Annotated in this window: 10 protein-coding genes and 1 pseudogene; 6 read left to right on the top strand and 5 right to left on the bottom strand. The window is 37.1% G+C overall.

Going from position 1 to position 11,108, the window contains the following annotated elements:
- Window positions 1–871: 871 nt before the first annotated feature.
- The 3 genes and pseudogenes from FG384_RS15410 to rluF form a co-directional block, all read right to left on the bottom strand.
- A complete protein-coding gene (locus FG384_RS15410; protein WP_142643528.1) occupies window positions 872–1,192 on the bottom strand; it encodes an ArsR/SmtB family transcription factor in 321 nt (106 codons plus the stop codon).
- A gap of 35 nt (window positions 1,193–1,227) precedes the next feature.
- Window positions 1,228–1,470 (bottom strand): annotated as a pseudogene (locus FG384_RS15405) (SRPBCC family protein); the annotation flags it as partial.
- 135 nt (window positions 1,471–1,605) lie between these two features.
- Entirely contained in the window at window positions 1,606–2,310 is a 705-nt protein-coding gene (rluF, locus tag FG384_RS15400; protein WP_142643524.1) for a 23S rRNA pseudouridine(2604) synthase RluF, read from the bottom strand.
- A 93-nt stretch (window positions 2,311–2,403) separates the two neighbouring features.
- Here rluF and FG384_RS15395 point away from each other — a divergent pair, with 93 nt between their 5' ends.
- The 5 genes from FG384_RS15395 (at window position 2,404) to FG384_RS15375 (ending at window position 6,671) form a co-directional block, all read left to right on the top strand.
- A complete protein-coding gene (locus FG384_RS15395; protein WP_142643522.1) occupies window positions 2,404–3,366 on the top strand; it encodes a DUF4003 family protein in 963 nt (320 codons plus the stop codon).
- 40 nt (window positions 3,367–3,406) lie between these two features.
- Window positions 3,407–4,837: an aldehyde dehydrogenase family protein gene (locus FG384_RS15390; protein WP_142643520.1), complete on the top strand. Its 1,431-nt coding sequence runs from the start codon at window positions 3,407–3,409 to the stop codon at window positions 4,835–4,837.
- Between the two features lie 34 nt (window positions 4,838–4,871).
- Window positions 4,872–5,345: an acyl-CoA thioesterase gene (locus FG384_RS15385; RefSeq protein ID WP_142643518.1), complete on the top strand. Its 474-nt coding sequence runs from the start codon at window positions 4,872–4,874 to the stop codon at window positions 5,343–5,345.
- Window positions 5,346–5,364: 19 nt separating this feature from the next.
- Window positions 5,365–5,736 carry a hypothetical protein gene (locus FG384_RS15380; protein ID WP_142643516.1) on the top strand — a complete coding sequence of 124 codons (372 nt, stop codon included), beginning with the start codon at window positions 5,365–5,367 and terminating at the stop codon, window positions 5,734–5,736.
- Window positions 5,737–5,858: 122 nt separating this feature from the next.
- Complete coding sequence (locus tag FG384_RS15375; protein WP_142643514.1) at window positions 5,859–6,671, top strand: hypothetical protein; 813 nt, start codon at window positions 5,859–5,861, stop codon at window positions 6,669–6,671.
- Window positions 6,672–7,573: 902 nt separating this feature from the next.
- Here the strand turns inward: FG384_RS15375 and corA are convergent.
- Window positions 7,574–8,536 (bottom strand): magnesium/cobalt transporter CorA, encoded by a 963-nt coding sequence (gene corA / locus FG384_RS15370; protein WP_142643513.1) that lies wholly within the window; start codon window positions 8,534–8,536, stop codon window positions 7,574–7,576.
- Window positions 8,537–8,648: 112 nt separating this feature from the next.
- Here corA and FG384_RS15365 point away from each other — a divergent pair, with 112 nt between their 5' ends.
- Window positions 8,649–9,071 (top strand): protein-tyrosine phosphatase family protein, encoded by a 423-nt coding sequence (locus tag FG384_RS15365; protein ID WP_142643511.1) that lies wholly within the window; start codon window positions 8,649–8,651, stop codon window positions 9,069–9,071.
- Between the two features lie 72 nt (window positions 9,072–9,143).
- Here FG384_RS15365 and FG384_RS15360 read toward each other — a convergent pair whose 3' ends face one another.
- Window positions 9,144–10,637 (bottom strand): glycine betaine uptake BCCT transporter, encoded by a 1,494-nt coding sequence (locus tag FG384_RS15360; protein WP_142643508.1) that lies wholly within the window; start codon window positions 10,635–10,637, stop codon window positions 9,144–9,146.
- Window positions 10,638–11,108 lie beyond the last annotated feature (471 nt).

Genomic DNA, 11,108 nt, shown 5'->3' with positions numbered 1-11,108 from the left:
TAGGTCTGTTTTAATAACGGATTCAAGATCCCAAAAAGACTTCGACCTATTCTTCACTTTTACTATATAAAAAATAGTAGTACGAACCAATGCCTTGGTCTGCACTACTAATCTTAGTATGTTTTATAAAATAAAATTAAGACAAATTAAGTCCGGAAAAAACCACTCGCTATCCGCAGACGAAGCGCCAAGCCTCCTCCTCGCAAGCTCGTGCGGGATATTGGATCATCTCCGCAGGAGTCTCGCAGCTAATGATGGGAGAAGCGTCTGATAGACTCAGTGGGAAAAGTGAGATTCTCTATTTTTTAGCTACTATATTCTTTTCTAGAAAATCGTTGGAAAAGGCGACACTCCTGCGGGAATAGCGTTAGTCGAAGACCCCGGAGCGAAGCGAGGAGGCTGAGGCAACGCCCACGGAAAGGGAGGCCACTGAAAAAGTCACTTTTTTTCAAAAAATAAAAACGAAATCCCATAATTCCTTCACTTTTTAGGGTGTTTATGGGGACGTCATGCCAATTTTGATACAAATATACTTCTCAAGTGGTGACTTTATTTTCTGAATTTTGGTTTTTCAGTGGCCTCCGGAAAGGGAGCCGTTTCAACGATTTTCTTATTTATTGGTTTTTTGAACAACCCCATTTGGCAAAAATTTTCTCCATAACCCGTGGCACGGTAGCACACCACACATAATGTGGGTTTCAACTCCTTCATGACCAACATCGTGTTTGCCCAAGCGCTCACCCGCGGAAAGCTTCGGAAAACCTGATCTACCCTATTTAAAAATAAAATACTATAGACAACTCGTTTTTTGAGTTTATCTAAAGTCTGAGACCGACATCTATTTAGGCGCTCTGTTTGGTTCTAATTGCTATCAGTCGTTTTCTACTACATATTTAAGAATAGAAAGTTTGTTATTCCAAAATTGTTCATAGTAAGAAAGCCAGTCTTTTAATTCTTTTAGAGACTCTGGTTGTAGTCGATACCTTTTTTCTCTACCCACTTTTTTCCCACACACTAGTTCAGCTTCGGAAAGTATATGAAGATGTTTGGCGATAGCAGTTCGACTCATTGGAAAATGAGAAGAGATTTCTGAGATAGGCAGCTCTTTCTCCGCAAGTAATCTCAAAACTTCTCTTCGAGTAGGATCAGCTATTGCTTGAAATACATCATACTTTTGCGCTAAAGAAGACACTTAGTTTTCAACAACCTTTCGAAGACGGTCTTGTACAATACCTTCCCATCCGTATCCCAAGTAAATGAAAGTTGATTTGGAGGATTTACTTCTGTCACTTTACAAGGAGATGGGCCAAAAGGTGATTGTACGTGGAATTCATATCCAACTTCTAATTGGAAATCATTTGGCATGAACCAAGTAGCAATGCCTTCTGAAGTTGATACAGTTTCCCAAACTTTTTGTACTGGGGCATTTAAAACAACTGTTTGCTTAATATCTTGTAGCATATTTTCCATTTAAAAATTCCTTCTTTCTAAAAAATAAAACCAAATGGTTTCGTAAATTAATGATAATACGAAACCATTTGGTTTTATGTCAAGTGTGATCGGCTTTCTAACTTTGCAGTCATTTCTTGCTTGAACTAAAGATACTTATCTCTTTGCTGAATAGTTAAGTGTTGTAAATAATTCTTTTTTTTCTAATTCGGTTAATTCTCTCCACTCTCCGATAGCCAAGCCTTCAAGAGTAATGTTCATTATACGAATGCGTTGAAGTCTTTTTACGGTGAAACCAAGTGCTGAACACATTCTTCTTATTTGTCTGTTTAATCCTTGGGTAAGAATAATATTAAATGTGTTTGGACCTAATTTCTTTACCTTACATGGAAGTGTTTTAATTCCTAATATTTTCACGCCAGCGGCCATTTTTTCTAGAAAAGAATCAGTTATTTTTTCATTAACGGTAACAATATATTCTTTTTCGTGTTTATTTTCTGCACGTAATATTTCATTTACAATATCACCGTCATTCGTCAATAGTATTAAACCATCGGAGTCTTTATCAAGTCGTCCAATGTGAAAAATTCGAAGGGGATGATTGACAAAATCTACAATATTTCCTTTGACATGACGTTCAGTTGTGCTTGTTATTCCGACAGGTTTGTTTAGCACAAGATATACTAATGGTTGTTCTACAACAATTGGTTTACCATCTACCTGAACATCATCACCTGCCTCCACTTTGCTTCCAAGCTCAGCAATTTTACCATTAATGGTTACTCTTCCATCCGTGACCCACTTATCTGCTCCACGTCTAGAAATGATTCCAGCTTCACTTAAAAATTTGTTTATACGCATAATTGTCACCTACTTTTCTTATAAAATAAGTATAACAAAAAGTGAAACTATTTCAGAGTAAACAGCGTAAAAAAAGAAAAGGAGTGGGCGGATATGACGATTAATCAAAAAATAGAAAATACATTTAAAGAGTTAAAAAAAGTTGTAGGATGGAGTGTAGATAAACGAGTAACTTTATCGCTTGCAGGTTTCTATGTAACACTAGGTAAAGAGTTTGATGAAGGAAGATTTAGGGAAATAGAAGGATATATAAAGAAAAAGGCGGGTATTTTTTCTCCTTTAAGATCTCATTTACATCCACTTTTCGTTGCAACATTAGATACAAGTGGTCTAGAACCAATACAAGCAGTAGATATATTGCTTGAGAAAGTAGAGGCTTTAAAAAAGGCTTCATTTAAAGTCAATAGCTATACCTATTTAGCAGCTTTACTAATGTCCAATGAAAAGGAAACATGGCCAAATGAAATGGAACGAGCGAGACAACTAATGGCTGATATGAAAAAGCATCATCGGTTTTTAACTTCAGCCGACGACTATCCCTATGCGATGTTTTTAGGAAAACTAGAAGGAGACACTGCAGTTCGTGCAGAAACAATGAATAGATACTATCAAGATTTAAAGCAGCATAAGTTTTATGTAGGTAACGAGTTACAATGGATGTCCCAAGTACTAACATATACAAATCCTAACTATGAAGAAGATTTAGTATCGCGAGCAGTCGTTATTCGCGATGGACTAAAAAGTGTAAAAATCAAAACTTCGATGCCACAATATCCAATGATTGGATTTATGGCCGTTTTAAAAATGAATGAAGACCAATTAAATGCAATCGTTACAACTTATGAGTCACTAGCTAATATGAAGTTATTTGCTTGGTATAAAGAAAGTGCATTACCTATAGCGCTAGGTTGGGAAATGAGAGCTTCAAAAGAAGCATACGCAACAGCAGCAATTTCAATGGCAACATCACTTGAAATGCTCCTTCAAGCACAACAAGCCATGATGATTTCAACAATGGCAGCAACGAGTGTTGCAGTATCATCTAACTCTAACTAACCGTCGTGATATACTAACCTAAAATGGAGGTGCAGGATAAATGATGGATGGGCATATTTGGATAAATGGAGCATGGGAGAAAACAACTAATTTTACCGAGTTAATAGCTCCTTACACTGGAAAAGTAATAGGGAACGTAGCAAAAGCAACAAAAGAGGATGTCCAAAGGGCAATTGAAGGTGCAGAGATTGCTTTTTCTTCTTTTAAAAAATGGACGGCGTACGATCGGGCAGAGTTATTATACAAAGTGGTGGAAATTCTTCGAGAAAGAAAAGAAGAGCTTGCACGTATTTTATCAGAAGAAGCTGGGAAGCCTTTGAAGGCAGCCAGGGCAGAATATGATCGCACAATTGCTACGTATCAATTTTCAGCAGAAGCAGCTAAGCAAATTCAAGGTGAAACTATTCCTATGGATGCCGCACCTGGAGCAGGAGGCAGAATAGGTTGGACGAGAAGAGAAGCAATTGGAGTAGTATCTGCTATCTCGCCATTCAATTTTCCAGCCAATTTAATTGCACATAAGCTAGGACCAGCTTTTGCGGTAGGAAATACGGTTGTGTTGAAGCCTTCTTCAGCAACACCAAGAAGTGCCCTAGTTCTCGCTGAAATTTTTAAACAAGCAGGTCTTCCTGATGGTGCACTCCAAATTGTAACAGGAAGTGGTAGTGAACTAAGTGAAGTATTAACAACACATCCAGCAGTTAAGAAAGTTACATTTACAGGAAGTGTACCTGTGGGATTATCTATTAAAGAAAAAATTGGTCTACGTAAAATTACACTAGAACTTGGAAGTAATTCAGCTCTTATTGTAGAGCCTGGAGTACCTCTGAATAAAATTATTAAAAGATGTGTAGATGGTGCGTTTGGATTTGCTGGTCAAGTATGTATTTCATTACAAAGAATTTACGTGCAAGAATCTATTTATACAGAATTTGTTCAGTTATTTACAGAAGAAACTAGAAACCTAATTGTTGGAGATCCTTTGAATGAAACAACAGATATTAGTGCTATGATCAATCCAAAGGAAGTTAGTAGAATCCGTGAATGGATAGAGGAAGCAATCGAACAAGGTGCGAATGTAGCCACAGGTGGAGATTTTACAGAACGTACAATGTCCCCCACTGTGCTTACGAATGTTACAAAAGAGATGTCTGTTGTTTGCAAAGAAGTTTTTGCACCAATTGTTTCCGTTTTGCCGTATAAAAACTTAAATGAAGCTATTGATCTTGTAAATGATTCCGACTTTGGATTAAACGCAGGTATATTTACGCCAAATATAATGGATGCTATGCATGCGACGAACGAAATTCAAGCAGGAGCAGTTATTATTAATGATATTCCAACTTTTCGTATTGACAATATGCCGTATGGTGGGGTAAAAATGAGTGGGTACGGCCGTGAAGGCGTGAAGTATGCAGTAGAAGAAATGACGGAATTAAAGTTAATTTCGATGAAAACATCATTTGATTAACCGAAAAAACATACAATAAAGGGAGCAATACATCATGAACACAAATCCAATGAGTCAATCTAGAACAATACAAACCCATTTAATCCTTCCACCAGATACTAATCATCACCAAACAATTTTCGGTGGAAAAGTATTGGCCTACATTGATGAAATTGCAGCTATTTCGTCTATGAAACATGCAAAAGGAGCTGTAGTAACAGCTTCTATTGACTCTGTTGACTTTCTTTCTTCCGCAAAAGTTGGGGATGTACTTGAGTTAGAGGCAGTCGTTTCTTCTACAGGTCGTTCGTCTATGGAAGTCTATGTTCGAGTGACCTCCACGAACCTAATAACTGGAGCAGAAAAACTAACTACAGAGTCTTTTGTGACAATGGTTGCTGTGGATGACAACGGGAATCCAGTACCTGTACCTGGAATCCATCCGGAAACGGAAGAAGAGACTCGCTTATTTGAAACAGGTCCTGCTAGACGTGCACATCGTAGACAAAGACTAGATATGAAATATTAAAATTATAGGATGTGACTACGTGCTGAAGCAAATAGACGAATTTTATAAGTATATTATGATTGTACTGCTTGCCTTATATATTATAAATTCTGTGTATTTTAGTGAATTAATTGTAACGTTTACGATAATAGGACTTGCTATCATTTTGGAAGTCATTAGAAATCGAAGTCACATAAGAAAGCTCACATACGTACAACTCTCCATAATAGGAGTTGTAATACTAGCAGGCATCGCAGGTACAATTTATCTACTCGTATTATTTCGTATATTCTTGCAACCATTTAGTCTATCATCAACTTTAGAATTAATATTATTAATTGTTTTTGTATTAGTTTGTTTATACGTGCTAGCCTATTTCTTAAAAAAAATGTTTGGTCGAGCAATCGAGTAAAAAATACCTTTGAGGGGTTGTCTAATAACTTCTCAAAGGTATTTTTTATTGCTACTACTTCTATCGTGAACTTATGAAACTATTTCTAACTTTCATTCGTATTCATAAGGGAGGAAGGGGTATTGAACATGAAGCATATATATGAACGAACCGCAAAGTATACAAAGCTTGGATCGTTACTTACTTTAGCTATTTATTTAGTGTTGATAATTATCTTTCGAGATGTAATGTGGAATGACTTTGAGACGAATTTTATAACGGGATTTACACTATTAATTTTATTCGGTACTTCTTTTTTCTTTCAAAATGCAGCAGATAAATTGCCAAATGAGGAGAAAGTAGACACTCGATTTTATTCAGTTGACTTCCCAGTTAAAGAACTTAACTTTCAGCGAGACGTATCGATAATTCCTCAAAGTTACTTAGTTTCGAGTACAGGAGAACGACTTTACAAGATTTCACCTTCTGAAGATTTTCCATTAATACGCAAGTTATCTGTGTTTGCAATATTAAAGGGAGGCATGTTCTTTCCTATTACATACGACTTGAAATCAATGGACGGGAAACTAGTATGTCAATTTACAATAAAAAACAAACTTCGGTTTATGCAAATAAAAGTGAATGATCACACAAAATCACATAAATCCACTATCGTTCTACCAACGGTCTCAGTGAAGAACAGAGCAATTATTTTCGATGCAAACAATGAAAAAACGCATCAAATGGAAGCAAAGAGTATGTATGGAGATATTGATATCAATGATATAAACGGAAAACGCCTCGCAACGTACCGTTTTGGAATGTTCCCATATGCTACACACCCGGCATTTGAAGTACAGGCGATGAATGTTCACGTATCGCTCGCACAGGATTTATCGCAAACAGAAAAATTGTCTTTTGTTGCTTTGTTTTACTATTGGACGTCCAATCAATAAGGAGCTGACAAAATTAGCTATTTCAATGAAAATGACGCTCATAAATTCCTAGAAACTAACGAAAAGCCATGTTGATTTCAATTTCTTGTAACGTTTGACGCATGGAGAGAATTCCAAATTTTTTTATTTCTAGAAAATCATTGAAAAAGGCGACACTCCTGCGGGAATAGCGTTGGTCGGAGACCCCACAGCGAAGCGAGGAGACTGAGGCAACGCCCGCGGAAAGGGAGCATTTCAACGATTTTCTTATTGATTGGACTAATGGACAACCACATCTGTAAAAGTTGAATAATAGGGACTTTTTCAGTGCCCAAATACGCTCGTGATGGGTCTTGCCACTCCGTTTTTCCGCAGAAGTCTCAGGGTTTTTCTTCTTCGAATTGAATCATTGTACGAAGTTATCCAAAAGAGGGGATCCAACTGTGCCCACTCTACTTTTTTATTTCTAGAAAATCATTGAAAAAGGCGACACTCCTGCGGGAATAGCGTTAGTCGAAGACCCCACAGCGAAGCGAGGAGGGCACTGAAAAACTCGAATCAGTATTTTTGTAGGAACTATTTGCTGTATTTATTTAAGAGAATTTAGCGCGACGCATGAGACTCCTGCGGGAAAGCGAGACAGACGAGACCCCGCACGAAGCGAAGCGTAGGAGGAGGCTCGTCTCTCGCCCGCGGAAAGCAAATGCCAAAGCGATAAATTCTCTTAACGACTATTTGATAAAAAATTTATTAGAAACCACTTTTTCAGTGCCCTCGAAGCGAGGAGACTGAGGCAACGCCCGCGGAAAGGGAGCCGTTTCAACGATTTTCTTATTGATTTATCCTATTTAAATAAAAAAAACTGTAGACAACTCGTTTTTTGTTGTCTGCAGTCTGAAGGAGCTTTGTTTAGTAAGCGGATGTCAGTTTTTAAATAACTTAAACCACCCTTTAAATGTAAACCAAGCAAACATAGAAATCGCAATAAAAACCATGAAACCTAAGACTATGAAATATCCATAATGCCATTTAAGTTCAGGCATATTTTCAAAGTTCATCCCGTACACACCAGCGATGAATGTTAAAGGAATAAAGACGGTCGATACTATTGTTAAAATCATCATAATTCGGTTCATATGACTAGAGTTGATGGACATATGGCTATCTCGAATATCCGCCGTCAACTCTCTGTTAGACTCCACCATGTCTGTTAGTTTTAATAAATGATCGTAAATATCTCCGAAATAGGCTCGTTCTGTTTGTTGCAAATTTACCCGTTCAGAGTTTATGATTCTGTATAGTAAATCTCGCATTGGTAATATGGTTCGACGTAAACGGAGCAAATCGCTACGTAAGTCAAACATCTGATTCAACGATAAATGACGCATACTAGCTGAAAGCTCATCTTCCATCTCATTTAAATAATCTTCAATTTTATAGATAATCGGAAAATAAGCATCGACTACTTTATCTACAATATTATACATAGCATGCATAGCACCGCGGTCCCAACCCTTTGGATTACGAATGATTCGATCTCGTGCTTGTTCTAACTCATGCATAGGAGGAAAATGAAAGGATACGATAAACTCCTTACCGACAAACAAGTTCAGCTCTTCCGCTTCAAGTGTTTCTTCGTTAAATGTATGCAAAACAAAAAACGCATGCTCATCATAATAATCTACTTTTGGACGTTGAAGTCGGAGTAAGCAGTCTTCAATGGCAAGTGGATGGAAATGAAAGAAGGAACTAAGGAGGATTTCCTCTTCTTTCGTAGGTTCTCCTATGTCTACCCAATACCATTCAAACGTATTATTCTTTATATCTTCAAGCTGAAAATCATTTACAATTTCATAATCAGCTGTTATACCAAGCGTTCGAATCATACTAATACCTCACTCCCACAGGATATATCTTCCTCTATTATCTCATAATCTACACTCTTCATTCAAAAAGTTCCTGTTATAATGAAAATAAAACGAGAAGGTAGGATGCCTAATGGAGAAAAACTATGAATCACTGATTCCAAATCGTATTTTCGTTGGTGGAGTAGATGGAGTACAGCACCTATTAGAAAACGAAAAAATTGATATCATCTTTGACTTGAGAGCTGAAAAAAAGGATCATCCGGCAGAAGAGTTAAGTGTTCATCAACCGATCATGGATGATGCTCCACATCAAGATGCTTCTATAAAAAAAGCAGTAGATGAAGTAACAAAAGCTTATCACGAAGGAAAAAACGTATACTTCCACTGTGGAACTGGTAGAGGAAGAGCGGGTACCATTGCAGTAGCCACATTAATGGAATTAGGGTTAGCTGATAACGTCGATGAAGCAGAGAACAAAGTAAAAATAATACGTTCCAAAATTAATGTTAAGCCAGATCAAAAAGCAGCTCTTGAAAGAATCTATAGCAATTAACAAGTGAAAATACCAGGGGAGTATTGATTATCCCTTGGTATTTTCGTCTGTCATTAACACGTGTTATATAATTTATTTTTTTATTTTCATAAGTTTCACTTCACTTTTTAGAGCCATGATTAAAGATGCAACCATTAACAGCATTACAAATGAGAATGGTAATGCTGCGATGATGATAGTATTTTGCAACGCATCGAGGCCATTAACTGAAAGCAAAATAACTGCAATGACAGATAAGGTAATTCCCCAAGCAAGTTTTACTTTATTTGGAGGTGTCGGAGAACCCTTTGTCGAAAGCATACCGAGAACAAATGTTGCTGAGTCAGCTGATGTAATGAAAAACGAAGCGATAAGCATTACTGCAAAAATTGAAATTATAGACGATAACGGCATCGAATGGAACATTTCGAATATAGTTAACTCTGTAGAAGCTTGTGCTAAATCCGCAACGCCACTTTTTTGCATATCAATAGCAGTAGTACCAAAAGCCGAAAACCAAATTGCTCCAAGTAGTGTAGGTGCAACAAGGACACCAGTAACGAATTCTCGAATCGTACGGCCCTTTGAGACTCGAGCAATGAACATGCTTACAAATGGCGCCCATGAAATCCACCATGCCCAATAGAAAATTGTCCAATCATTAAGCCATTCGCGATTGCTAGCATTCAGTGGTGCTGTACGAAAACTCATTTGAACGATATTAGACAAATAACCCCCAAAAGAATCCGTGAATATATCAAAAATAAGCAATGTTGGACCAAGGATAATGACAAAGCCAAGTAGTGCAAGAGCTAGGACTAGATTTGTATTGGATAAATATTTTATACCCTTACTTAGCCCAGACCATGCAGAAGCAACAAAAAGAACGGTTACAATAGCAATAATGATAATCTGAGGAATAATTCCAATTGTCACACCAAAAAGGTAGTTTAAGCCTGCGTTAATTTGAATAGCACCAATGCCGAGCGAGGTAGAGACACCAAAAGCTGTTGCAAAAACAGCTAGTACATCGACAAGAATACCAAACGGTCCTTTCATTCTTTCTCCAAAAATTGGCTTCAATGTGGATGAGATTAGACCTGGTTCCCCTTTACGGAACTGAAAGAAAGCAAGTGACAGTGCAATAACTCCGTACATAGCCCAAACATGAAATCCCCAATGGAAGAAAGATTGACGGAAGGCTTCTTTAAAAGCTGCGTCCGTATTTGGTTCTGCTGTTGCAGGATTGATTGCATAATGGGATAAAGGTTCAGCAGCTCCGTAAAATACAAGCCCAATACCCATGCCTGCGGAAAACAGCATAGAGATCCATGTAATGGTAGAAAACTGAGGACGATCTGCGTCCTTCCCAAGTCTGATTTTTCCATAAGGGCTCAAGATAAAAAACACACTGAGCGCTAACATAAACGTCATAAGTAGCATATAGTACCAACCAAAAGTCGATGCAACAAAACTTTTAATGGTTGTGGTAATTGTTTCAAAACTCTCGGGTGCTAAGGCTCCATACCCGACGGCCAAAATGATTAAGACCATTGTAAGATAAAATACTATGGATAGTTTCTTCATATTTCCCCCTCAAAGGTATATTTAGTTTAAATGCCTTACTATACTAATATACTGACATGAAATCAAATGATATACTGTTTCTGTTTATTCAGAGTTATCTCCAAAACCTGTAATATTAAAACTAATTGTACGTAGATTTGCTAAAATTGGAGAAGTAAATTAATGATTATATAATAATTAACTTATAATTCTACCACTAGAAAAGTCATCTATTAGCCCGCAATTTGTATTAGATTCCATATCATAGCAACAAACAGAAGAGCAGCAATGGGAAAAACTTAAATACATCGTGGATATTTCTAAAGAAATTTGGAGTTAAAGTTATGATAAACGCCCATCCGAAAAAAGGGTATAGCTAGTAAGAATCTAGATGTAATAAACATCACACACAAATATTAATGTTAGGAATAGGAAAAGTATAAAAACTTGGCTCTTACTATAGTTATCATAGCAGTATTGCCTAAATGTTCA

The sequence above is a fragment of the Psychrobacillus vulpis genome, from assembly GCF_006861825.1.
GTDB classification, from domain to species: Bacteria; Bacillota; Bacilli; order Bacillales_A; family Planococcaceae; genus Psychrobacillus; species Psychrobacillus vulpis.
Note: the sequence above shows the minus strand (reverse complement) of the source record. Positions and strands in the feature narration are given on the sequence as shown.

Excerpts from the sequence above, each read along its gene's own strand:
- FG384_RS15360 (WP_142643508.1), bottom strand. The coding sequence starts at position 10,637 with ATGAAGAAACTATCCATAGTATTTTATCTTACAATGGTCTTAATCATT.
- FG384_RS15385 (WP_142643518.1), top strand. The coding sequence starts at position 4,872 with ATGAACACAAATCCAATGAGTCAATCTAGAACAATACAAACCCATTTA.
- FG384_RS15365 (WP_142643511.1), top strand. The coding sequence starts at position 8,649 with ATGGAGAAAAACTATGAATCACTGATTCCAAATCGTATTTTCGTTGGT.
- FG384_RS15390 (WP_142643520.1), top strand. The coding sequence starts at position 3,407 with ATGATGGATGGGCATATTTGGATAAATGGAGCATGGGAGAAAACAACT.
- FG384_RS15395 (WP_142643522.1), top strand. The coding sequence starts at position 2,404 with ATGACGATTAATCAAAAAATAGAAAATACATTTAAAGAGTTAAAAAAA.
- rluF (WP_142643524.1), bottom strand. The coding sequence starts at position 2,310 with ATGCGTATAAACAAATTTTTAAGTGAAGCTGGAATCATTTCTAGACGT.
- corA (WP_142643513.1), bottom strand. The coding sequence starts at position 8,536 with ATGATTCGAACGCTTGGTATAACAGCTGATTATGAAATTGTAAATGAT.